Source organism: Herbiconiux solani NBRC 106740 (genome assembly GCF_001571005.1).
Classification (GTDB): domain Bacteria; phylum Actinomycetota; class Actinomycetes; order Actinomycetales; family Microbacteriaceae; genus Herbiconiux; species Herbiconiux solani.
Map to the genome: position 1 here is coordinate 1 of NZ_BCST01000008.1, position 21,323 is coordinate 21,323.

General features: G+C 71.9%; 22 protein-coding genes and 1 pseudogene. 12 read left to right on the forward strand and 11 right to left on the reverse strand.

Translation table 11 applies throughout. From position 1 onward, the window contains the following. Positions 1 to 351: pseudogene (locus tag HSO01S_RS14915) on the reverse strand (hypothetical protein); the annotation flags it as partial. A 626-nt stretch (positions 352 to 977) separates the two neighbouring features. On the opposite strand from HSO01S_RS14915, the gene HSO01S_RS18825 reads away from it, so the two are divergent. The 4 genes from HSO01S_RS18825 (at position 978) to HSO01S_RS14935 (ending at position 4,589) form a co-directional block, all read left to right on the forward strand. Beyond that, positions 978 to 1,871: a hypothetical protein gene (locus tag HSO01S_RS18825; RefSeq protein ID WP_066042999.1), complete on the forward strand. Its 894-nt coding sequence runs from the start codon at positions 978 to 980 to the stop codon at positions 1,869 to 1,871. Continuing rightward, positions 1,868 to 3,622 carry a polysaccharide deacetylase family protein gene (locus HSO01S_RS14925; RefSeq protein WP_066043000.1) on the forward strand — a complete coding sequence of 585 codons (1,755 nt, stop codon included), beginning with the start codon at positions 1,868 to 1,870 and terminating at the stop codon, positions 3,620 to 3,622. Before HSO01S_RS18825 ends, HSO01S_RS14925 begins: the two co-directional genes overlap by 4 nt. 62 nt (positions 3,623 to 3,684) lie before the next feature. Next, positions 3,685 to 4,068, forward strand: a complete 384-nt coding sequence (locus HSO01S_RS14930) for an ArsR/SmtB family transcription factor (RefSeq protein WP_066043001.1) — start codon at positions 3,685 to 3,687, stop codon at positions 4,066 to 4,068. Then, complete coding sequence (locus HSO01S_RS14935) at positions 4,068 to 4,589, forward strand: SRPBCC family protein (RefSeq protein WP_066043002.1); 522 nt, start codon at positions 4,068 to 4,070, stop codon at positions 4,587 to 4,589. The genes HSO01S_RS14930 and HSO01S_RS14935 overlap by 1 nt, the downstream gene beginning before the upstream one ends. Positions 4,590 to 4,689: 100 nt before the next feature. On the opposite strand, the gene HSO01S_RS14940 is transcribed toward HSO01S_RS14935, so the two are convergent. Further along, the gene (locus HSO01S_RS14940) at positions 4,690 to 5,283 is read right to left on the reverse strand and encodes a TetR/AcrR family transcriptional regulator (RefSeq protein WP_066043003.1); all 594 of its coding nucleotides are present in this window, start codon (positions 5,281 to 5,283) and stop codon (positions 4,690 to 4,692) included. Positions 5,284 to 5,317: 34 nt separating this feature from the next. After that, positions 5,318 to 6,748, reverse strand: a complete 1,431-nt coding sequence (locus tag HSO01S_RS14945; RefSeq protein WP_066043004.1) for an anthranilate synthase component I family protein — start codon at positions 6,746 to 6,748, stop codon at positions 5,318 to 5,320. 104 nt (positions 6,749 to 6,852) lie between these two features. Between HSO01S_RS14945 and HSO01S_RS14950 the strand changes: the two genes are divergently transcribed. After that, a complete protein-coding gene (locus HSO01S_RS14950) occupies positions 6,853 to 7,098 on the forward strand; it encodes a hypothetical protein (protein ID WP_066043005.1) in 246 nt (81 codons plus the stop codon). A gap of 127 nt (positions 7,099 to 7,225) precedes the next feature. Here the strand turns inward: HSO01S_RS14950 and HSO01S_RS14955 are convergent, their stop codons facing one another. After that, complete coding sequence (locus HSO01S_RS14955; RefSeq protein WP_066043006.1) at positions 7,226 to 8,059, reverse strand: class II glutamine amidotransferase; 834 nt, start codon at positions 8,057 to 8,059, stop codon at positions 7,226 to 7,228. A 241-nt stretch (positions 8,060 to 8,300) separates the two neighbouring features. Here HSO01S_RS14955 and HSO01S_RS14960 point away from each other — a divergent pair, with 241 nt between their 5' ends. Further along, on the forward strand, positions 8,301 to 9,182 hold the full coding sequence (locus HSO01S_RS14960; protein ID WP_066043007.1) for a siderophore-interacting protein: 882 nt from the start codon (positions 8,301 to 8,303) through the stop codon (positions 9,180 to 9,182). A 128-nt stretch (positions 9,183 to 9,310) separates the two neighbouring features. Then, positions 9,311 to 10,090, forward strand: coding sequence for a lysophospholipid acyltransferase family protein (locus HSO01S_RS14965; RefSeq protein ID WP_066043008.1), 780 nt, complete (start codon positions 9,311 to 9,313; stop codon positions 10,088 to 10,090). 53 nt (positions 10,091 to 10,143) lie between these two features. Here HSO01S_RS14965 and HSO01S_RS14970 read toward each other — a convergent pair whose 3' ends face one another. After that, a complete protein-coding gene (locus HSO01S_RS14970) occupies positions 10,144 to 11,040 on the reverse strand; it encodes a hypothetical protein (RefSeq protein ID WP_066043010.1) in 897 nt (298 codons plus the stop codon). 116 nt (positions 11,041 to 11,156) lie between these two features. Further along, positions 11,157 to 11,522: a metalloregulator ArsR/SmtB family transcription factor gene (locus HSO01S_RS14975; RefSeq protein ID WP_084361722.1), complete on the reverse strand. Its 366-nt coding sequence runs from the start codon at positions 11,520 to 11,522 to the stop codon at positions 11,157 to 11,159. Positions 11,523 to 11,620: 98 nt separating this feature from the next. Here HSO01S_RS14975 and HSO01S_RS14980 point away from each other — a divergent pair, with 98 nt between their 5' ends. Together HSO01S_RS14980 and HSO01S_RS19270 are read left to right on the forward strand one after the other, a co-directional pair. Beyond that, a complete protein-coding gene (locus tag HSO01S_RS14980; protein ID WP_245636023.1) occupies positions 11,621 to 12,361 on the forward strand; it encodes an RNA polymerase sigma factor in 741 nt (246 codons plus the stop codon). Beyond that, on the forward strand, positions 12,358 to 13,269 hold the full coding sequence (locus tag HSO01S_RS19270) for a hypothetical protein (RefSeq protein ID WP_066043012.1): 912 nt from the start codon (positions 12,358 to 12,360) through the stop codon (positions 13,267 to 13,269). The genes HSO01S_RS14980 and HSO01S_RS19270 overlap by 4 nt, the downstream gene beginning before the upstream one ends. A gap of 47 nt (positions 13,270 to 13,316) precedes the next feature. Here the strand turns inward: HSO01S_RS19270 and HSO01S_RS14990 are convergent, their stop codons facing one another. From HSO01S_RS14990 to HSO01S_RS15000, 3 genes are all read right to left on the reverse strand, one after another. Continuing rightward, the gene (locus HSO01S_RS14990) at positions 13,317 to 13,871 is read right to left on the reverse strand and encodes a GNAT family N-acetyltransferase (protein WP_066043014.1); all 555 of its coding nucleotides are present in this window, start codon (positions 13,869 to 13,871) and stop codon (positions 13,317 to 13,319) included. Between the two features lie 74 nt (positions 13,872 to 13,945). Beyond that, complete coding sequence (locus HSO01S_RS14995; RefSeq protein WP_066043016.1) at positions 13,946 to 14,386, reverse strand: PGPGW domain-containing protein; 441 nt, start codon at positions 14,384 to 14,386, stop codon at positions 13,946 to 13,948. 88 nt (positions 14,387 to 14,474) lie between these two features. Further along, positions 14,475 to 15,131: an MmpS family transport accessory protein gene (locus HSO01S_RS15000; protein WP_066043019.1), complete on the reverse strand. Its 657-nt coding sequence runs from the start codon at positions 15,129 to 15,131 to the stop codon at positions 14,475 to 14,477. A 192-nt stretch (positions 15,132 to 15,323) separates the two neighbouring features. Between HSO01S_RS15000 and HSO01S_RS19530 the strand changes: the two genes are divergently transcribed. The 3 genes from HSO01S_RS19530 (at position 15,324) to HSO01S_RS15010 (ending at position 17,609) form a co-directional block, all read left to right on the forward strand. Further along, a complete protein-coding gene (locus HSO01S_RS19530; RefSeq protein WP_084361725.1) occupies positions 15,324 to 16,238 on the forward strand; it encodes a G5 domain-containing protein in 915 nt (304 codons plus the stop codon). A gap of 136 nt (positions 16,239 to 16,374) precedes the next feature. Then, a complete protein-coding gene (locus HSO01S_RS19535) occupies positions 16,375 to 16,854 on the forward strand; it encodes an epoxide hydrolase N-terminal domain-containing protein (protein ID WP_245636024.1) in 480 nt (159 codons plus the stop codon). Then, entirely contained in the window at positions 16,800 to 17,609 is an 810-nt protein-coding gene (locus tag HSO01S_RS15010; RefSeq protein ID WP_245636032.1) for an alpha/beta fold hydrolase, read from the forward strand. The genes HSO01S_RS19535 and HSO01S_RS15010 overlap by 55 nt, the downstream gene beginning before the upstream one ends. Before the next feature lie 2 nt (positions 17,610 to 17,611). On the opposite strand, the gene HSO01S_RS15015 is transcribed toward HSO01S_RS15010, so the two are convergent. Both HSO01S_RS15015 and HSO01S_RS15020 read right to left on the reverse strand, forming a co-directional pair. Continuing rightward, positions 17,612 to 19,402 (reverse strand): ABC-F family ATP-binding cassette domain-containing protein, encoded by a 1,791-nt coding sequence (locus HSO01S_RS15015; protein ID WP_066043020.1) that lies wholly within the window; start codon positions 19,400 to 19,402, stop codon positions 17,612 to 17,614. Between the two features lie 104 nt (positions 19,403 to 19,506). Then, the gene (locus tag HSO01S_RS15020) at positions 19,507 to 21,321 is read right to left on the reverse strand and encodes an ABC1 kinase family protein (protein ID WP_066043022.1); all 1,815 of its coding nucleotides are present in this window, start codon (positions 21,319 to 21,321) and stop codon (positions 19,507 to 19,509) included. Positions 21,322 to 21,323: the final 2 nt, after the last annotated feature.

The window sequence follows — 21,323 nt, forward strand, 5'->3', positions numbered from 1 at the left end:
GGCTGCGCCGGTCGCCGGCCCGGCTGCGCCGGTCGCCGGCCCGGCTGCGCCGGTCGCGGGATCGGCCGTGTCGGTCGCCGGGCTGGTGGGGTCGAGCCCGTCAGCGGCCGGCGCGGCGGCTTCGACCGTCTCGGCGAGGAGCTGGGATGCCAGGCGCTCGAGCACGGCGACCGGGTCGGTGGATGCGGGTCCGGCCGATGCGGCACCGGCCGACGGGTTGGTCGCGGCGCTGGTCGTAGCGGGTGCCGCGGTGGCCGGGAGGGCGCCACCGGCGGCAAGCAGCGCCGTCGCCGCGACCACGGTCAGAGCGACGGAGACAAGCCGCGGCTTGGATCGAGGGGAACGGGACATGGAGGTGCCTTTCGTCGGTGTCTTCCGCCCCCGGGACCTGTCCGCGTAGGAAGCATATACACATATGGCGTCCACGCCACACGTTTCCGAGCTTTTCTCACCCCACTCCCACCCCACCCCCGCCACCCGTCACAAACCGCCCCAAAACTCGACGGGAAGGGCGGTTTCTGACGGTTCGCGCGGGCGGTCTGTGACGGCGCGCCCCGACCCCCACCCTCCCTGCGCTCGCCCCTCCCCTCGGCCCCCGCCAGCCGTCACAAAACGCCCTAAAGCCCGGCAGGAAGGGCGGTTTGTGACGGCTCGCGGGAGGGGTAGGGCGGGGTGGGGTGGGGCGAGCGCGCACCCTCCCGGCCCTCGTCCCCCCCTGCCCCGCCAGCCGTCACAAACCGCCCCTAAGGTCGGCGGGAAGGGCGGTTTGTGACGGCTCGCGGGAAAGGTGGGGTGGGGCGGGGTGGGGGCGGGTAACGAGTGGGCAACGGGCGGGGGGAAGGTCGTGGCGGTGCGGGGATACGGGGGCGGGGGTGCGTATCCTGGGGCCGTCGCGGGGGCGGCGCCGGGGGAACGGGCGCCGGTGAACGCCCGCGGGCCCACCGAACGCCGAGTTCCCCGCCCGCACGGAGCCCGCCATGTCCACCCGCGACCGCCTCGACCGCCGACCTCCCGGTCGCGCCCTCCGCACGATCGTGCTGGCTGCCGTCGGCACGGTGGTGATCGCAGCCCTGGTCGCAGCCGGGATCGCGCTGTTCGTGCTCCCGCCCGTGCTCGCCGAGACCCCTCGCGAACGCCTCACCTCCGCACAGCCCCTGACCGTGACCCGTACCGCCGAGGCCGTCACAGCTGCGACCTCCGCGACATCCAGTCCACCGTCGCCATCGGCTTCGAAACCCGATCCGAACCTGGTCTCGGCGTCGGTCACGCTCGATGCGGGCTGGGTGGTGATCGGGGTGGGACCATTCCTCCCGGCCGACTCGGCCGCCGCCACCTCGCCCGACGGCGTCTACCGCGCCGACATCGAGCTCCTTCCGCCGGCGCCGACCTCCTCCGCGCCCTCCGCGAGCACGGACACAGCCGCGCCTCCGTCTCAAGCGCCCGCCTCGGGCCCGCCCGACGACCAGGCGCCCGGCGAGCAATCGATCGAAGTGACCGAGCCTCCGATCGACCAGGCCCTTCAGGAGCTGCTGGATGAGCGCGGGGTCGGGGCTGCCGTCGAGACGGCCGTGTGGAACGACGAGACGCTCAGCTCCGGCGTTCGGGTCCGGTACGCCGACCTGGTCGACGGCGACGACACGGTGACCGTCGCGATCGCGACGGGCCCAGCGAGCCTTGCGGGCGCCTCCGCTGAAGCCTCCGCGTCAGCTCCGATCACCGCCGCCGCGGAGTCCCGACTGGTCCTGTTGGCCCGCACCCCGACCGCGGTCGCCGCGGACTACCGCACCGTCACCGCCTCGCTGCTCGCCTCGGCCGTCTTCGCTTCGGGCTCGTCCACCTCGGTCCCCAGCGCTTCCGAGGACGAGTCATGACGATCCGAGTCGGCGTCCGAACGGCCTGGCGTGGCCTCACGACCATGAGCATCGCAGTGATTGCGAGCGTGCTCGTGGGGTGCGCGAGCATCCCTCCCGCTCCCGAGTGGAGCCCGCCCGCCGCCGCGACCCCTCTGCTCGCGGTCGGCGACGGCGCTCGGGATCCGAACGCCACCACCACCGACCAGCCTTCCACCGACCCACCCGCCACCACCGGCGACGAGAGCGAGAACGGGAACGAGAGCGAGAACGAGGGCGAGAGCGAGCCGGCGACCACCGTGTCCGCAGGGCCGCCCGCGCTCACCGGCACAGGGGTCGCCGGACTCGACGTGCGCCTGCTGTACGCCGCCACGGAAGGTTCACCGGTCGCGGCACGGTGGGCGGAAATCCCGGGCAACCCGGCTTTCACGGGAATGATCCGCGGGCGGGTCGCCGACGCGATCGCCGCTCACGCGGGCTCGACCGGCATCCCGTACGCGCCCGCCGCCGACGCCCCCGCGATCACGCCCGAGAAGCGGGGCTGCGTGCCCGGCTCGAGCACACGTCCGGCGACCGAACTCATCGCCGACGCCGCCCTCACCCCGCCGGGCGGCGCTGCGAGCCTCACCGTCACCTGCGACCTCGTCGCCGCCGCGGGGAACGTCATGGTCGAGGCGCTCCGCATCACCACCGCGGTCGGCGGCCAGGTGACCTCCGACGAGACCACCGTGTACTACACCGAGACCTCGGGCGCTTTCGTCACCACGAGCGACACCTTCCTCACCGACGACGGTCTGCGCATCCTTCTCGCCGACAGCGTGCAGTCGCTCAAGGTCTCGGCCGGCGCCCTCGAACCCGCGATGCGCCAGAACCCGGCCGACTTCCCCGCCGACCAGCTGCGCACCCTCTTCTCACACCTGTCGTTCACGGCCGACGGATCCCTCCGCATCCATCTTCCCGACTCCTTCACGACCCCCGAGCTCGACGCGTTGGGCACCCTCGTGCGCCCCGAGCCGCTCTTCGTCACCGTGCCCGCGGCGACCGCGACGCCCCTGCTCAGCCCCGAGGCGCAGCAGATCCAGTCGGTGCTCGCCTCGGGCGCCCCGCTCACCCTCCCCGCCGCACCCCTCCGCGGCCAGGAATCCGTCGACTGCACCTTCTTCGCCTGCGTCGCCGTGACCTTCGACGACGGCCTCGGTCAGTACACCTCCGGCGTGCTCGACGACCTCGACGCCCGGCGTGCGGCGGCCACCTTCTTCGTGCAGGGCTATCGGGTCGGCCAGTCGCCGGCGGTGCTGCGACGGATGAACGACGAGGGTCACGAGATCGGCAACCACTCCTGGAACCACCCCGACCTCACCAAGCTCACCGACCCCGAGATCGCCGACCAGCTCCGGCGCACCAGCCAGGCGATCCGCGACGCGCTGGGCACCGGCACCGGCACCGGCCCCGGCACCATCCCCTCCACCTTCCGCCCGCCCTACGGCGCCGTCGACCCCCGCGTGCTCGCCCAGACCACGCTCCCCGCCATCCTCTGGAGCATCGACACCAACGACTGGCAGATCCCCGACGACGCGACCCTGCTCGACCGAGCGGTCACGAAGCCGGCGTCCGGCGCGATCATCCTGTTGCACGACGTGCACGAGAACACCGCCCGCATGGTGCCCTCGATCGTCGACGGCCTGCAGGGCCGCGGCTTCACGCTCGTCACGGTGCAGCAGCTGCTCGGTGGCACCGTGCCCGCAGCGCACACGACCACCCAGCACGGCTGAGCCGATCAGGCAGGAACCAGAGGGGTTGTGGCGCGATCGTCACAGCGCTAACGTACAACCAAATGGTTACACGACTCAGCGACGACGAGACGGATGCGGTCTTCCGCGCCCTCGCCGACCCGACCAGGCGCGACATCCTGCGTCGGGCGATCCGGCAGGAGCAGTCGATCTCGGCCCTCGCCGAGCGCTACGAGATGAGCTTCGCGGCGGTGCAGAAGCACGTCGCCGTGCTCGAACGCGCCGCCATCATCGAGAAGCAACGGCGCGGGAAGGAGCAGATCGTGCGCGCACGACTCGAGACCCTCGCCCGGGCGACCGAGCTGCTCGGCGAGTTCGAGGCGCTCTGGCGCGAGCGCACCCTCCGCATCGAGGAGCTCCTGGCCGACCCTGCCGACCCCGCATCCGAGACCACCCCCACCCGCCCCACAGAGAAAGGACACCCCTGATGACCGTCATCAGCTCCGAGAAGGATCCCGAGGCCCTCACCCTCACCTTCGTCGCCGAATTCAACGCCCCCGTCGACCGCGTCTGGCAGATCTGGGAGGATCCCCGTCAGCTCGAGCGCTGGTGGGGCCCGCCCGGCTGGCCCGCGACGTTCGACGCGCACGACGTCACGCCCGGCGGCCGCGCGAGCTATTACATGACCGGCCCCGAGGGTGAGAAGGCACCCGGCTGGTGGCACTTCACCGAGGTCGACGCCCCGACCCGACTGGCCTTCGACGACGGCTTCGCGAACGAGAACGGCGAGCCGGACGAGTCGATGCCGGTGACCAAGATCGCCGTGACCCTCGAGCCGGCGGGTTCCGACGCATCCGGGACCGGCGCCGCCGACGGCTCAGCCCGCACGCGGATGACCACCGTCAACACCTTCGAGTCCCTCGAGCAGCTCGAACAGCTGGTCGCGATGGGCATGGAGGACGGGATGCGCCTCGCCATGGCCCAGATCGACGAACTGCTGGCCGCCTGACCCCTGCCGCTCTGTTCCAGCCGCCGTCGCGAAGCGGTCGGAACAGCGGCGGGAGCCGGGCAGCCCGGCGCGCCCGGATCCGGGGCAGAGCCCGACCACCTCAGGACAGGCGGGCGAGCCCCGCGCTGTAGGAGTCGGCGATCGCCGCCATCCGCTCCACCGGCGCACCGAGCCGGCTGAGCTGGATGATGCCCTGCGAGATCATCACGATCTCGGCCGCGAGAACCTCGACCGAGACACCCGAGGTGTCGAGATCGCCGTCCTGCTCGGACTGGCGCAGCCGTTCGGCGACCGCCAGTTCCATGGCCGCGTTCGTGAGCGCGATCAGCTCGCGCACCCGCGGTTCGCGGTCTCCGAACTCGCTCAGGCTGTTGAGCATCAGGCAGCCGCGGCGGCCGGGCTGGCTGGCGCAGTCGTCGATGATCACGTCGAGGAAGTGACGGGTCGCGACCGCGGGGAGCCCCTCGACGGACATCGCATCCCGGACCGTCTCGACCCGGGAGCGGCAGTACGCCTCGAGCACCTGGTAGAACAGCTCGAACTTGCTGCCGTAGGCCCCGTAGATGCTGCCGTTGCCGACACCGGTCACGGCCGAGATGTCGCCGATCGAGGTACCGCCGAAGCCGTGCGACCAGAAGGCATCGAGAGCCGACGCCTGAAGCGCCGTCTCGTCGAACTCCCGTGTGCGCGCCATATCCACATGCTACCAACAGGGGCCGGACGGGCCGTCAGACCAGCGCCTCGAGCATCGCGCGCGCCTTCAGCAGCACCTCGTCGTACTCCTCGTCCGGATCCGAGAGCGCCGTCACTCCCCCGCCGACCCCGATGCGGGCGACTCCGCCCCCGACGCCGCCCCCCTCGAGCACGATCGACCGGATCGTCATGGCCAGCTCGGCCCGCCCGTCGGCCCCGATGAACCCGAACGCCCCCGAGTAGACGCCCCTCGCCCGCCCCTCCAGCCGGTCGAGGATCTCGACGGCACTCCGCTTCGGCGCCCCCGTCATCGACCCCGCCGGGAACGCCGCCCGCAGCACCTCCGCCACCCCCATACCGTCGGCGAGCCGCGCCCGCACCGTGCTCACGAGCTGATGCACCTGCCGCACGCTCTCGACCTCGAGCAGCGCGGTCACCTCGACCGACCCCGGCCGCGCGACCCGGGCGAGATCGTTGCGCATCAGGTCGACGATCATCGTGTTCTCGGCCCGCTCCTTGGGGCTCTCGGCCAGCTCGTCGCGCAGCTGCCGATCGCGCAGCGGGTCGGATGAACGGGGCCGGGTCCCCTTCACCGGCCGCGTCGCGACACCGCCGCGTCCGTCGAGCTCGAGGAAGCTCTCGGGCGAGGAGCTGATCAGGCCGACTCCCCCGATGCGGATCAGGCCGCCGTGCCGCGTGGGGGCGAGGGCGCGCAGGCGGAGGAAGACGTCGAGCGGCTCCTGGCGGACGCCGTCGACCACGACCTCGGTCGTGAGGTTGAGCACGTAGGCGTCGCCGCGGCGGATCGATTCCTGGCAGGCCCGCACCTTGGCGAGGTAGGCGTCTCGGTCGTCGCGCCAGACCGGGTCGGATGCACGGGGCGGGGATGCGGGGGCGGGCTCGGCTTGCGCGCCAGCGCCAGCGCCCGCGCCCGCGTCGGTGTCCGTGTCTGTGTCTGTGTCCGCGTCCGCGCCCCCGCTGTTCCCGAGCCGCTCGAGCACGAGATCCCGCCACTGGCCGAGCGCGCCGTCCCAGCCCTCGCCCTGCGCGACCAGGAGCATCCGGCCGTCGGGCGCGACCGCCACCGCCCGGTCGACGCGGAGGAACGCGGCGGGCGCATCCGCTTCTGTCCCGCCGGATGCCGCCGACGTCACCGGCGCCCCCATCGTCTCAGCCGTGAGTCCGTACTCGAGCCAGCCCACGAGCCCCGGGCGCCACGCCAGACCGTCGAGGGCGTCGGATTCGTCCACCGGCAAAGGCGTCACCGCGTTTCCGAGCCAGGCCTCGAGCGCGGGAAGAGCAGGATCGGCCGCACTCCATCGGATCCCCGCCCCGAACACCGACCACCCCGCGTGGTCGTCGAGCCAGAACACGTCGTCGTCGTAGCCGTGCACCGCGGCGAAGGCCCGGTCGATCGGGAGCGTCAGCGCCTCCGGCACGGCGTGGACGAGGAGCCGGGGTGCCATGGCCCTGATTCTATTGAGCGCATGGTGGCCCTCGGACGCTTTGTGGTGGATGGTGGAACCAGACACCCGATCCTCCGCCCGGGCGTCGGAAAGGAAGCGCCACCATGGCCAAGAAGGACTTAGAGAAGGTCGGCTTCGACCCGATCGAATTCGCGCACGATCTCGGCATCCAGAGCAAGCACGCCTACCTGGCCGGCTTCGCCTCCGTCGTGATCTCGCTCATCGCGTGGCTCGCCTCGCGAGGCAAGAAGAACCACGACAAGGCGCAGTCCGACCGCTGGGGCATCTTCATCGGACACTGGGCACCCACCTTCTTCGCGATCGGCATCGCGCTGAAGCAGGAGGAGTAGGCCCACTGCCCACAGAGTCGCCGTGGCGTCCGTCCCCTTCCCAGCCGGCCGGACGTCACGGCTTTTCTGTGCCCGGACGCGTTTGCGGCGCGGGCGGGCTCTCGCCTGCCGCTCAGCGGTCGCCCGCTCAGCGCAGGAACGCCTCTTCGCGGTACCCGCCCGCATCCGCGATCACGACCGTCGACTCGGGAACTTCGATGAACGCGCCCGGCAGGTCGGTGAGGGGTTCGGAGACGATCACCTTCGCCCCCGCGCCGAAGATGCGCAGCCGCTCGATGTCGGGGTAGGTCGCCTGCAGGGTGGGCATGTCCTCGGAGTAGAACAGCGTGCGCGACTCGTGCGCGGTCGAGTAGCGGAAGGCCCAGACCGTCGTGCCGTCGCTGACCGCGAACGTGCCCTGCACCGGGTTCGGCACGCTCAGGGCCTCCCCGATCCGCTCGATCTCGCGGATCGCCCGCCCCATCGCTCCGATCGGGTCAGCCGTGAGCCCGAGGGTCAGCGCGAGATTGAACAGCGCCTCGGAGTCGGTCGTGCCCTTGATCGAGGTGAACAGTGCCGGATCGATCTCGAGCAGCACGTCGCGCTTGATGGTGTTCCACTGCGCCAACGCTCCGTTGTGCATGAACAGCCAGTTCTCGTGCCGGAACGGATGGCAGTTGGTCTGCTGGATGGGCGGCCCGCTCGCCGCCCGCACGTGCGCGAAGAACAGCGGCGTCGAGACGGCATGGGCGATCTCGGCGAGGTTCTCGTCGAACCAGGCGGGCTCGATGCTGCGGAACAGCGCCGGCGCCGAGCCCGGCACCGCGTCGCGCCCGTACCAGCCGAGCCCGAATCCGTCGCCGTTGACAGTCTCCTTGCCGAGCGGCGAGTTGAGCGACTGGGCGACGAGCGAGTGCGGGGTGTCGAGGATGACGGTCGACGGATGCAGCGCCTCGCCCGTGTAGGCCACCCACCGGCACATCCCCACCACCTCCGCCGCATCGCGTGTCCCTGACCCTAGGCCTCTCCGGCCGCCGTGTCAGCCGTGCCGGCCGAAGTCGGCGGCGACCGTGGCGCGGTGTTCGGCTCGGCGCTCTGCCTCTTTGAGAGTGCCGAGCACCCGACCCGCTCAGCGCCCCACCCCTCCGGGGAGCGACTAGCGTCGAAGGGTGACCGCGGCGGCTTCCCGCCCGCCGGTCGGCCCGTAACAAGGAGACCTCCCGATGACCGACGCCCCGCGCCTCGCACCTCTTCCCACCGCATCCGCCGCCCCGGCAGGGCGGCCTGCCCGCCCGCCGCAGCCGCAGCGCGTGCTGCGCGTCAAGCGCACCGAGGCGATCGCGCCCCACCTCGTGCGCGTCGTCGCCGAGGGCGACGCGATCGACACCATCCCCGAGTCGACCCAGACCGACCGCTACGCCAAGATGCTGTTCGCGCCCGCGGGCTCCGGCCTCGTCCCGCCCTACGACCTGGCCGAGCTGCGCGAGCGGCTCCAGCCGTCCGAGCTGCCGACGCAGCGCACGTACACCCTGCGCAAGATCGACCGCGAGGCCGGCGAGGTCTGGATCGACTTCGTCGTGCACGGCGACACCGGCGTCGCGGGCCCCTGGGCGAGCGCGGCCCAGCCGGGCGACGCGGTCGTGCTCTCGGGAATCGGTGGCGGCTACGAGCCGGATCCGTCGGCGGCCTTCCAGGTGCTGGCCGGCGACGAGTCCGCCATCCCGGCGATCGCATCCGCTCTCGAGTCCATGCCGGCCGACACCCGCGGACACGTCGTGATCGAGGTCGACGGCGACGCCGACCACCTCGCCCTCACCGCTCCCGCCGGCGTCGCGATCGACTGGGTGCACCGCGACGGTGCGCCCGCCGGAACCTCGACCGTGCTGACCGCCGCACTGCGGGCGCTCGACGTGCCGCCGGCCGGCACGCAGGCCTTCGTGCACGGCGAGCGCGAGACGATGAAGGCGCTGCGGCCGCTGCTGCTGGATGCGTGGGGAATCCCGCGCGCGCAGCTCTCGCTGTCGGCGTACTGGGCCTACGGACGGGCCGAGGATGCGTTCCAGGCCGAGAAGCGGTCGCCGGTGGGGAAGATCTTCGCCGACTGATGGCCGAACGGGCTGATAATCGCGTCTATACGTGCACTATGCACGTATAGAGCCGAATTTCAGCCCGTTCGTGCAGCTTCCCTGCGCTTTCCGGCCGGTTACCCATCTGCGCACCCTACGGTGGACCCATGTCCCGCCGCCAAGCCGAGCCCATCTACACGATCGCCATCGGCGCCGGGCGCTCGCTCTTCGCCGCGCTGCGGCTGAAGCGCCGAGCGACGGGCGTGTCGAACATCCCCGACACCGGCGGCGCGGTCTTCGCCATGACCCACTTCGGCTACCTCGAGTTCGCGCTCGTCGAGTGGCAGACCTGGATGCACAACCGTCGGCGTATCCGCTTCATGGCGACCAAGCGCGCCTTCGACAAGCCGGTGGTCGGCGGACTGCTGCGCGGAATGAAGCACATCGAGGTCGACATGACCGCCGGCGGCACGGCCTACGCCGAAGCCGTCGCGGCACTGCGGCGGGGCGAGATCATCGGGGTCTTCCCCGAGGCGGGCGTGAGCTCGAGCTTCACCGTGCGTGAGCTCAAGTCCGGCGCGGTGCGGCTGGCGGCCGAGGCCGGCGTGCCGGTGATCCCGGTCGCCGTCTGGGGTGGCCAGCGGTTGCTCACGAAGAACCGCAAGATCCGCCTGCGCGACCGCATCGGCGTCGAGATCGACTTCGCGTTCGGTGCGCCGATCGCCGTCACGTCCGAGGACGACGTCGCGACCACGACCGCCCAGCTCCGCGGAACCCTGCAGCAGCTCACCGACACCCTCCAGCGCGACTACCCGCAGGACGGCACCGGCCAGTGGTGGCAGCCGCGCTCGCTCGGCGGCACGGCTCCCACGGTCGAGGAGGCCGCGGCGGCCGACGAGGCCCGGGCCCGCCGTCGGGCCGAGGCCGAGGCGGCTTCGGGCTCCTAGCCCGCTTCCGTCAGGCGCACCCGCCGTCGCCGTCGCCGTCGCGTCGCGTCGCGTCAGACGATCGCCCAGCGCATCTGCACGTCGCGCATCACGAGCACGCTGTCGACCTCCGCCCTCCCGGCGGGCAGGGCGTCGAAGAACGACGAGCGGATGCTCCGGATGCGCCCGGCCGCGACCTTCCACGCATCCGTCTTCAGTTCGAGGCCGTCGTACCGGGGCGCCGACGCCGGTCCGCGCGACGGCGACCAGCCGACCGACCCGCGCCGGTAGAAGGCCGAGGCCTCGTCGACACTGGAGAACAGCGAGCTCGACCAGTCCGCATCCGGGATCACGTCGACGTCGAGCGCGACCCGCGCATCCGGAGCGGTGAATCCGACCGCGAGCCGCGAGGGCGTCTCGTGCACGTCGAACCGGGCATGCCGGTGCACCCCGGGGAACAGGCGGCCTCCGGCCAGCTGCGGGACGCGCGAGGCGCTGTGGCGCACCGGGATGTAGACGCCCGAGCGGGTGCGGGTGCGCGCACTGGGCTCCGATGCCGTGTCTCCCGTCGCGTCAGAACTGCCATCGCTGCGGCCGGTCACCGCACTGCCCTCGACGGGCTCGTCCCACTCCACCGCGATCCGATGGGCGGCGTTCTCGGCGCCCCACCCGATCTGGGTCCGGATGAACGCGGGCCGGAATGCGCCGAGCCGCAGCAGGCAGATCCCGGCCACAGCGCTCCCGTCGACCAGCTGCGGGCGGAGCCCTTCCGGCAGCAGCGACGCGGCGACCTCGGCGTCGAGGCGGTAGCTCACGAGCAGCCGCCGCTCGATCGTGGCGGCGAGGGGTGGCAGCACGTACCGCCGAGTCCGCACCGGGAGGCGGTGCTGGCCCGAGTCCGGAGCACCGGGGCCCTCGTCGATGTCTGTCGCGCCCGTGCGGGCGCGCGCGTTCAGCGTGCTGTCGTACATCAGTGTCCCCCGACCCTGTGTTCGTGTTCGGTTCGTTCCGTCAGCCGACGATGACGACGACTGCCACCTCGCGGGCGCGGCGACTCGGCCATCTCAGCCGGGCGTGCCGCCCGTCCTCAGCCGGTCGAGCCCACCGCGGGCGCATCCGTGCCGAGCTCACCGCGGTCATCCCGGTCGCCACGCACCTTCCGCACCTCACGCAGCACGATCTGCTCCGGGCACACGGTCGACAGAAAGTCGCCGACCGAGAGCGCGAGCCGATCGCCCACCAGCGAGTACAGGATGCGGTTCGCATCCCGTCGCTCGGTCACGAGCCCGGCGTTCTTCAGCACCGCGAGGTGCCGTGAGACCGTCGGCCCCGAGGCCGCGAACCGCGAGGCGATGTCGCCGGCGGCGAGCTCGCCCTCTTTCAGATCCTGGAGGATCTGCCGGCGCGTAGGGTGCGCCAGGGCCGAGAACACGTCGCTCGTCTTGTCCTGCATGTTCGCAATGTAGCACAAACGCTAAAGAGCTAACAACACATTTCGAAGCAGCGGCCGATCATCGGGAACCGGATCGCCGCATCCGGACATCTCTAGATGTGACCATCCCTGAGACCACCGAAGCCTCCCTCTGGGAGCGCGCCCGTTCGGGCGACCCCGACGCGTTCGGGTCGATCTTCGACCTGCACGAGGCCCGCATCTTCCGGCAGGCGCGACGCCTGACCGGGTCGTACGACGACGCCGAGGACGTGACGGCCCTCGTCTTCCTCGAGGCGTGGCGGAAGCGCGAGGCCGTTCGGCTGGTCGACGGCTCGGTGGTGGCCTGGCTCGCCGTGACGACCACGAACATCGCCCGCAACTCGACCCGGTCGCGCAACCGCCACCGCGCGCTGCTGGCGAGACTGCACGACACGAACGGTTCCGCCGCGTTCTCGTCGGCCGTCGTCCCCGACCCGGCGGCCGAGGTCGACGAGCGGATGGACCGGGCCGCGCTGGCCGCGACCGCCCGGGCCGCGCTCGCCCGGCTCCCCCGCCGGGATCAGGACGTGATCGCGCTGTGCATCCTTCAGGGGCTGACGACGCAGGAGGCGTCGGAGGCCCTCGACATCGCGCCGGGCACCGTCAAGTCGCGGCTCTCCCGGGCGCGGGGCCGGCTCAGCGCCGACGTGCTCGCCGCCCTTGCCGGGCCGCCGCTCGCGGGTGGGTCGCCATCCGCGGTTGGATCGGCGTCCGCATCCGCATCCGCGCCCTCATCAGCAGCCCCATCCGCGGCATCCCGATCCTCAGCCCCATCCTCACCCGACTCGACCCCGAACGCCCTTCCCGGAGGTGCACGATGAACGACAGCCGTGACGAACTCGACCCCGGTCGCCGGGCCCTCCTACGCTCGCTCCTCGTGCAGGATGCCCGTGATGATCTCGCGGGCGCCGGCGCCGCCGCGTCGAAGCGCCGGGTTCTCAGCCTCTCACTGGCCATCGGGCTGGTCGCCGCGGTCGCGGTCGGGGCGGTGAGCATCGGCGTCGCCGGTCTGCCGATCTCGTCGGGGCCCGCGGCGACGAGCACCGAGACACCGCGGCCGACTCCGACCCGGACGCCGGTGCCGAGCCCGTCTCCGACCCCTTCGGCGACTCCGACACCGACCCCGACCGGGACGCCGGCCGCCGGCGCCGCCCCTTCCGTCGCCGAGTTCCAGGCCGCCGTGGTGGCGGCGGGGCTGGACTGCTCGTCGTGGGTGCCGGAATCGAGCGGCACGCCGGGGGCGGTCGAGGTCGGGACGTGCCAGAGCTCCGGCCTGTGGTACTCGGTCTTCGCCACCGAGGCCGATGCCGCGCAGGTGCTCGCGCTGAACGATGCGAGCCTGGAACGGGGTGCCTACCTCTCCGGACCGACCTGGATCGCGGGCATCAACGACGTCAACGGGATGCGCGACGACCTCGTGGCCCTGCAGGCCGTGTTCGGCGGGACGCTCAACTGGGATCCGGGCGCGCAGGTCGACCCGATCGCGGGCTACGAGACGCACCTGCTCTGGAATCTCTGCGTGGCGGAGGGGATGAAGAGCTTCCCGGGGGCGGTGACAGAGGACTATCGGGCGGATACGGCGCACCTGACGCCGGACGGCAAGCCCGAGGTGTACGTGTTCTTCGAGACGCCCGAGACGCCGATGCCGACGGGAACTGTCTGGATCTGCCAGTTCGGCGGAGAGCCCTCCTCACCGACGCTCGACTACTTCAACACGAAGGACATCTAGGGGTGTGGTGGCCGGGGCGGCCGAGGCTCAACCCCGGCTCGGCCCGACTACAGCAGGCGGGCGTAGAGCGCGAGGTCGAGGCGGCGGTCGCCCACCTGCAGCGCCTGCCGCAGCACGCCCTCGCGCTCGAAGCCGAGGCGTTCGGCGACGCGGATGCTGCGCGCGTTCTCCGTCGCCGCCCGGATCTCGACACGCCGGATCCCTAGCGCCGACGCGTGCTCGAGCAGTGCGGCGCAGGTGCGCGTGACGATCCCGCGGCCCTCGGATGAGGCGTCGATCCAGTACCCCAGCTCGGCGTTGCCGGCCGACGGGTCGATCTTGAGCCCCGCGGATCCGACGGCCACCGCGCCGTCGTACATCACGACGGGAACGACCTCCCCGCGCACGAACCGCCCGAGTTCGAACTCGGTGTAGGCCCGGGTGGATTCGAGGGACTGGTCGAACTGGGCCCAAGGCTCCCAGAGGCGCAGGCGGTCGAGGTTCTGCACGGCGAGCTGCTGGAGTTCGGCGACGGTGTCGAGCGTGCGGAGTCCGAGCGATATCCCGTCGCCGAGGTCACGGGAGAAGAACGGCGCGCCCATCAGAGCGTCACGGGCGCCCACCGGCGCAAGTCGAGGCGGATCATCCCTCCATCGTATTCACCCGTTCCACCCCGCAGAATGCCGCCAGGGGCGGGTTACGCAGAAGTGGAGGGACGGGACGCGCGACGGCGGTCGCGCGCATCCTTCGCCGCCCCCATCGCCTTCTTCGCCACCGAGGTCGCCCGCACGCGCGCCTTCTTGGCACCCTCGAACTCCGTCGACAGGATGCCGAGACCGCCGATCGCCACCAGCGCACCCGGGCCGGGCAGCGGGATCATCACCACGCCGAGCGCGACCGTCGCCCCGCCCACCACTCCGACCCCCGTGCGGTACACGGTGTCGGTGGTCGGGTTCTTGCGGATCTGCTCACGCACACCGTGCGCCGCCCGCCCCGCGGTCTTCCCGGCGGCCCGACCGACCGCGCGACCGAGGTTCTTCGCGGCGGCGCCGACGCCCTCGGGCGCACCCGCGGCATTCGCGCCAGGCTCAGACGGCGCGGCGGGCTGGGACGGCGGGAGGATGATCGGCTCGCTCATCCACCCACTCTAGATTCCGCCCACGCGCGCAGCTCGGTCTCCGGGCCTCTCCTCAGGGAGGAAGCCTCAAGAGCGAAGCCGCCCCAGCTCAGCGCAGCAGCTCCGTCCCCGACGCCGTGCAGCTCGCGGTCGCGTACGGCCCCGTGCTCGTCTGCTCGGTGAGCACCTTGCCGTCGAGGATGATCCGGCACGTGACATCCCCCTCGGCCGCGCCGTTGGTCGCCGTGATCGTGTAGCTGTTGTAGGTCGCGGCACCGCCGGTCGAGACGACGTACTCCTGCTCGAACGGCAGCGCCTGGCCCGTGCTCTGCTGGGTCGTCGAGATGCCGTCGGTGTAGGCGGAGTAGGAGATGTCGACGTCGGATCCGGTGCCGTCGACCTGGTAGATCAGCGAGGTCTGGCCGGTCGCGCCGTCTTGCCCCTGGCGGATGCCCTCGGCGATGCTGCCGAACAGCCAGGCCGTGTAGACGACGGCGAGGATGATCGAGAGCACGAGCGCGACGGCACTCAGGATGATGCCCGCGATAGCCGCGGCCCGGCGCCGGGCCTTGAGCACGACCGCGATGATCCCGAGCACGAGCCCGACGAACGCGATCACGCCGCTGATGTAGTTGACGAACGGGATGAACGCGCCGACGAGCGCCGCGATGCCGAGGATGAGGGCGGCGAGCCCCAGCCCGTTGCCGCGCTTGGGGGCGGGGCCGGTCGGCGCGGGCTGGTACGGGGGCGGCGGCGAGTAACTCATCCCCCGATCTTGACAGACGAGCAGCCGCGCCCGCACGGCACCGCTTCGTCTCGGCTTCGCCATCTCGCCCGCCGGTCCTCCCCCGAACGAGGTCTATCCGCGTCTGGTCGACAACCGTAGTGTTCAGGCGGGGGTCGGATGCACGCACCATGTGCATCCATTCGCCCGCCCCTTCCCTACGAGAGCGATCCGATGACCCAGCAGCCCACCCCGCCGCGCCGACCCCCGTGGCGGCCGACCCTCCTGACCTTCCTCGTGGGCGCCGCCGCGCTGTTCGTGGGTGGCCTCGCTTCGATCGCGGGCGGGTTCGGTGCACTGATCGTCGTCGCCGCACTGTTCGTTCTCGTCGCCGGCATCTGGACGCTGGGCTCGCGCCGACCGGGCTGGCTGAATCTGCCCGCCGGGCGGCTCTCGGCCGGGCTCGTCGTCGGCGCGGCCGCCGTCGCGCTGCTCATCGGGGGTGGGCTCACCGCCTCGGCGCATCCGGCCCAGTCGCTCGCGGGATCGTCGGGGAGCTCTTCGAGCGACAGCGTCGCCGGAGTCGACGAAGGGCTGATCGAGTCGTCGTCGGCGGCCACCGCGCCGGGTTCGGCCAAACGGTCGCCCGCGCCCAGCCCGGCTCCGACCCCCACTCCCACCCCTACTCCGAAGACCACGGTGCAGTCGGCCCAGACCTCCGAGGCGGTCGCGTACTCGTCGACCCAGCACGAGGATCCGGCGATGGATGCCGGGACGACCCAGGTGACCACGGCCGGCGTCCCGGGGACCAAGGTCGTAACCTGGGAGATCACCCTCGTCGACGGGGTCGAGACCGGCCGCAAGGTCGTCTCGGAATCGGTGACAGTGGCGCAGATCGCGGAGGACACGGCGATCGGTACCCGTCAGGCTCCGCCCCCGCCTGCCGAGCCGGAACCCGCCCCGGCTCCCGAGGCCCCCGGCGCCGGCTGCGACCCGAACTACGCGGGTGGCTGCGTGCCGATCGACTCGGACGTCGACTGCCCTGGCGGAAGCGGCAACGGTCCGTCCTACGCGCCCGGCCCCGTTCAAGTCGTCGGCACCGACATCTACGGCCTCGACCGGGATGGCGACGGGATGGGCTGCGAATAGGCCTTTGAGCCACAGCCCGATCGTGAGATATCGGGGCGCGCGAGCCCGGGTGGGCCGGGTAGCCCGGGTGGGCCGGGTGGGCCGGGTAGGCCGGGTAGCCCGGGGTGGCCCGGGTGGCCCGCGATAGCGTGTGGGCATGGCGAGTGACGAGTTCTCGAAGCCGTTCGACTTGACGACCGATCCGGTGGCGTGGGACGACCTGCGGAGGCGGCTGCGGGCGACGCGCTGGCCAGATCCGCCCGCCGTGGACGCGTCGAACGCGTCGGCCGAGGATGCGGGGTGGGCGCTCGGCACGGATGTCGCGTACCTCCGCGAGCTCGTCGCGTACTGGGCCGACGGGTTCGACTGGCCCGCGCGGGAGGCCGAGCTGGGTCGGTTGCCGCATCGCACGGCGGATGTGGGCGGGCTGGCCATCCACTTCGTCCACGCACCGGCCGCGAGCACGCCGGACGTCGGGACGTCGGCCGCAGCGGAGAACGCGCCGGTGCCCCCGCGCCCCTCCCCCTGCTCCTCGCCCACGGCTGGCCCGACTCGTTCTGGCGCTACTCGAAGGTCATCCCCCTGCTCACCGACCCCGGCGCGCACGGAGCCGACCCCGCCGACGCCTTCGAGGTGATCGTGCCCGACATGCCAGGCTACGGCTACTCGGAGAAGCCGGCGGGCGCGCCGCTCAGCTCGATCGACGTGGCCGCGCTCTGGGCCGAGCTGATGACCGGTCTCGGCCACGATCGCTTCGTGGCGGCGGGCGGTGACATCGGCAGCCATGTCAGCCGCTACCTGGCGCTCGATCATCCTGACCGCGTCATCGCGGTGCACCGGATGGATGCCGGCATCCCCAATGCCGCCGCCGCCCCGGCCGACCTCACCCACGACGAGCGCGCCTACCTCGACCGGGCGGCGGCATGGGGAGCGACCGAGGGCGCCTACGCGGCGATGCACCGCACGCGTCCGCAGACCGCGGCGGTCGGCCTCACCGACTCTCCGGCCGGGCTCGCGGCGTGGATCGTCGAGAAGCTGCGCTCGTGGAGCGACCTCGGCCCCTCGGGCGACCTCGAGAGCGTGTACACGCGGGACGAGATCCTGACGGACATCACGATCTACTGGTTCACCGAGACCATCGGATCGTCGATGCGCATGTACCACGCGAACGCCACGATCCCACCCGACCAGCTCGCGCGGCGGGTGGAGGTGCCGTCGGGTTTCGCCCTGTTCCCGGGCGACCTGCTCCGGCCCCCGCGCGACTGGCTCGAGCGCACGGCGAACACCGTGCACGTCTCGACGCCCCCGCGCGGCGGCCACTTCGCCCCCTTCGAGCAGCCCGAGCTCTACGCCCAGGAGCTCCGCGCCTTCTTCCGCCCCTTCCGCGCCTAGCCTCAGCCCTCGGTGACCTGGCCGGCGTCGACCGACCAGTGGCGGTTGAGGCGCACGGTCGAGAGCATGCGGCGGTCGTGGGTGACGAGGAGGAGGGTGCCGGTGTAGGACTCCAGCGCCTCCTCCAGCTGCTCGATCGCGACGAGGTCGAGGTGGTTCGTGGGCTCGTCGAGCACGAGCAGGTTCACGCCGCGCGCTTGCAGCAGAGCGAGCCCGGCACGGGTGCGCTCGCCCGGCGAGAGCTCGGCGACGGGACGGCTGACGTGGTCGGCCTTGAGCCCGAACTTCGCCAGCAGCGTGCGCACCTCGGCGACGGGCCAGGTGGGCACCTGCTCCTCGAAGGCCTCGGCCAGCGAACGGGCAGCGGATGCGGATGTCGCGGCCGACCCTCGTACAGGAGCGCCGGATGCAGCTGAGGCGGCGATTCCCGATACCGAACCGACCGACGCGCCCGAAGCGCCCGACGCATCCAGAGCACCCGAAGCCCCCGCCCCCGCAAGCACCGCCCGCGCCTGATCGATCTCCCCGATCGCCACCGACGCCCCCAGACTCGCCGTCCCCGCGGTCGGCGCGAGCCGCCCCAGCAGCAGCGCCAGCAGCGTCGACTTGCCGGCCCCGTTGGGCCCCGTGATCCCGATCCGGTCCCCCGCATCCACCTGCAGCGACACCGGCCCGAACGTGAACGACCCCCGGGTCACGGACGCGGCCGACAGCGTCGACACCACCGACGACGAGCGCGGCGCGGTGCCGATCGTGAACTGCAGCTGCCACTCCTTGCGCGGCTCGTCGACCTCGTCGAGCCGCGCGATCCGGCTCTCCATCTGCCGCACCTTCTGCGCCTGCTTCTCGCTCGACTCGGCCGAGGCCTTGCGGCGGATCTTGTCGTTGTCCGGCGCCTTCTTCATCGCGTTCCGCACGCCCTGGCTCGACCATTCGCGCTGGGTGCGGGCCCGCGAGACGAGGTCCTCCTTCTTCGACGCGAACTCGTCGTACTCCTCGCGGGCGTGCCGCTTCGCGACCTCGCGCTCCTCGAGGAACGCGTCGTACCCACCGCCGTAGACCCGGTTGCTCCCCTGGGCGAGGTCGAGTTCGAGCACCCGCGTGACGCTCCGCGCCAGGAACTCGCGGTCGTGACTCACCAGCACCACCCCACCCCGCAGGCCCCGGATGAACGCCTCCAGCCGCTCGAGTCCGTCCAGGTCGAGGTCGTTGGTCGGCTCGTCGAGCAACACGATGTCGAATCGCGACAGCAGCAGCGCGGCGAGTCCGACGCGCGCCGCCTGGCCACCGGAGAGCGAGGTCATCAGCGCATCCGCCGTCAGCTCGGCGCCCAGCCCGAGCTCGCCGAGCACGACGGGCAGCCGCTCCTCGAGGTCGGCGGCACCGCTCGCGAGCCAACGCTCGAGGGCGGTCGAGTAGACGTCGGCGGGATCGGGGGCACCGGATGCGACCGGCTCGGTCGACCCGAGGGCTTCGGCCGCGGCATCCATCTCTACGGTCGCGGCGGTCGTACCGGTGCGGCGCCCGACGTACGCGGCGACGGTCTCGCCGGGCACGCGCTCGTGCTCCTGGGGCAGCCAGCCGATGAAGGCGTCGGCCGGGGCGAGCGCGACGCTGCCCTCCTGGGGCTGGTCGATACCGGCGAGGATGCGCAGCAGCGTCGACTTGCCCGCCCCGTTCGCGCCCACCACGCCGATCACGTCACCGGGAGCGACGACGAGGTCGAGCGAGCTGAAGAGGGTGCGGTGGTCGTGGCCTCCGGCCAGGCCCTTGGCGACGAGCGTTGCGGTCATGCCTCAATGCTCTCATCGGGAGACCCCGGCGCCCCCCGCCTCTCGGCCCCGCGAACCGTCACAAATCGCCCCATAGCTCCCCTTTTAGGGCGGTTAGTGACGGCTCAGCGCCCGCGGCGCCCCGCGAACAACGCGTGCAACAGCGGCAGCACCGACGCGATCATCAGCACCGTGCCGAACACCGTGTCATCCACCCGCACGATCGCACCCGCGACCAGCAGCGCCCCGAAGAGCACCGCCGAGACGACCCGACCGATCGACCGCTCGACCCGCGCGACCCGGCGCTCGAGGGCCGGGCTCGTCACCGCCAGCGACCCTTCGTCGACACGCGTGACAAGCGCATCCAGCCGCTTGGGCAGACGCCAGGCGATGCCGACGTTCTCGAGCGCCTGCTTGCCGAGATCCTGCACGACGTTGCCGCGCTCCTCGCGGATGAGCTGCTGCGCGTAGGGCTCGACCGAGTCCCAGAGGTTGAAGGCGGGGTCGAGCGCACTGCAGACCCCCGAGGTCAACGACATGGCCCGGATGATCAGCAGGAAGTTCTCCGGCAGCTGGAACGGCAGCGACCGCACCACGTCGCCGAACTGCACGGCGAACTCGCGGAACTCCCGCGGATCCACCTCCCGCAGCTCCGCGAACCCCATGCCGCCGAAGCGGGCGAAGAGCTGGGTCATGGCGCGTTCGAGCTCGGTGGTCTCGGCCGACGGGAGCAGCACGCCCAGGTCGCGGGCCGCATCCACGAGCCCCTTGCCGTCGCGCGAGGCGGCGGCGATCAGCATCTTTCGGAGCCCGGCTCGCGTGCGTGCGCCGACCTCGCCCATCATGCCGAAGTCGATGAATGTGAGCTTCCAGCCCCGAGCGGCGGCGCCGACGGCCGAACCGTCACCGACGTCGACAGAACCGACCCCGGCCCCAGCCCCAGCCCCAACCCCAACTCCGAGGCCATCGGCAGCATCCGCACCCCGCCCCACCGGCGTCACGAAGATGTTCCCCGGGTGCGGATCCGCGTGGAAGAACCCGTTCGTGAACAACTGATCGAACATCACCGCGGCGAACACCGGCGCGACCTCGGCCGGGTCGATGCCCGCGGCGGCCAGCCCGGCCGCATCCGTGATCTTGATGGCGGTGACGTCTTCGAGGGTGAGCACGCGGCGGGTGCTGCGCTCCCAGACGACCTCGGGCACGGCGACGCGGTCGTCGCCCGCGAACTCCTCGGCGAAGCGCACCGAGCTGGCGGCCTCGTGCAGGTAGTCGATCTCCTCGAGCGAGGTCGCCGCGAACTCCTCGACCAGCGCCGGCGCGTCGACGCGCGAATAGACGAGGCGCACGTGGCTGAGCCATCCGCCGACCTTGCGCAGAGCGGCCAGGTCGACCTCGACGATCGCATCGATGCCGGGACGCTGCACCTTCAACACCACCCGGTCGAGCCCGGTCGCGAGTGCGTCGACGGGGTCGAGGCGCGCGCGATGAGCTTGGCCGAGCGACGCCGCCGCGACCGGGGTCTCGTCGACCCAGGTGAACGCCCGAGACAACGGGATGCCGAGCTCGGCCTCGGCGAGCGCCTTGATCGCCGCGAACGGCACGGCGGGCACCTCGTCCTGCAGCCCCTCGAGCTCTCTCGTGATCTCGGGCGGCAGCACGTCGAGCCGGGAGGACATGAACTGCCCCACCTTGATCATCAGTCCGCCCAGGTCGACCGCGAGCACGTGGAACCGCCGCGCGAACCGCTGCATGCGGCGCGAGCGGGTGCGCTCGGTGATGCGGGTGAGTCCGAGGCGCGGCAGAGCCAGCTCGAACCACCAGGTCACGGCGAGATTCCACGCCGCGAACCGCAGGATGCGACGGTAGCGGGCGCGCGCCTCGGCCGGCGTCGGGACCGCGTCTCCGCGATCCGCGCGCCCGGGTTGAACCGATGCCACCC

Excerpts from the sequence above, each read along its gene's own strand:
- HSO01S_RS18825 (WP_066042999.1), top strand. The coding sequence starts at position 978 with ATGTCCACCCGCGACCGCCTCGACCGCCGACCTCCCGGTCGCGCCCTC.
- HSO01S_RS14925 (WP_066043000.1), top strand. The coding sequence starts at position 1,868 with ATGACGATCCGAGTCGGCGTCCGAACGGCCTGGCGTGGCCTCACGACC.
- HSO01S_RS14930 (WP_066043001.1), top strand. The coding sequence starts at position 3,685 with ATGGTTACACGACTCAGCGACGACGAGACGGATGCGGTCTTCCGCGCC.
- HSO01S_RS14935 (WP_066043002.1), top strand. The coding sequence starts at position 4,068 with ATGACCGTCATCAGCTCCGAGAAGGATCCCGAGGCCCTCACCCTCACC.
- HSO01S_RS14940 (WP_066043003.1), bottom strand. The coding sequence starts at position 5,283 with ATGGCGCGCACACGGGAGTTCGACGAGACGGCGCTTCAGGCGTCGGCT.
- HSO01S_RS14945 (WP_066043004.1), bottom strand. The coding sequence starts at position 6,748 with ATGGCACCCCGGCTCCTCGTCCACGCCGTGCCGGAGGCGCTGACGCTC.
- HSO01S_RS14950 (WP_066043005.1), top strand. The coding sequence starts at position 6,853 with ATGGCCAAGAAGGACTTAGAGAAGGTCGGCTTCGACCCGATCGAATTC.
- HSO01S_RS14955 (WP_066043006.1), bottom strand. The coding sequence starts at position 8,059 with ATGTGCCGGTGGGTGGCCTACACGGGCGAGGCGCTGCATCCGTCGACC.
- HSO01S_RS14960 (WP_066043007.1), top strand. The coding sequence starts at position 8,301 with ATGACCGACGCCCCGCGCCTCGCACCTCTTCCCACCGCATCCGCCGCC.
- HSO01S_RS14965 (WP_066043008.1), top strand. The coding sequence starts at position 9,311 with ATGTCCCGCCGCCAAGCCGAGCCCATCTACACGATCGCCATCGGCGCC.
- HSO01S_RS14970 (WP_066043010.1), bottom strand. The coding sequence starts at position 11,040 with ATGTACGACAGCACGCTGAACGCGCGCGCCCGCACGGGCGCGACAGAC.
- HSO01S_RS14975 (WP_084361722.1), bottom strand. The coding sequence starts at position 11,522 with ATGCAGGACAAGACGAGCGACGTGTTCTCGGCCCTGGCGCACCCTACG.
- HSO01S_RS19270 (WP_066043012.1), top strand. The coding sequence starts at position 12,358 with ATGAACGACAGCCGTGACGAACTCGACCCCGGTCGCCGGGCCCTCCTA.
- HSO01S_RS14995 (WP_066043016.1), bottom strand. The coding sequence starts at position 14,386 with ATGAGCGAGCCGATCATCCTCCCGCCGTCCCAGCCCGCCGCGCCGTCT.
- HSO01S_RS15000 (WP_066043019.1), bottom strand. The coding sequence starts at position 15,131 with ATGAGTTACTCGCCGCCGCCCCCGTACCAGCCCGCGCCGACCGGCCCC.
- HSO01S_RS19530 (WP_084361725.1), top strand. The coding sequence starts at position 15,324 with ATGACCCAGCAGCCCACCCCGCCGCGCCGACCCCCGTGGCGGCCGACC.
- HSO01S_RS19535 (WP_245636024.1), top strand. The coding sequence starts at position 16,375 with ATGGCGAGTGACGAGTTCTCGAAGCCGTTCGACTTGACGACCGATCCG.
- HSO01S_RS15015 (WP_066043020.1), bottom strand. The coding sequence starts at position 19,402 with ATGACCGCAACGCTCGTCGCCAAGGGCCTGGCCGGAGGCCACGACCAC.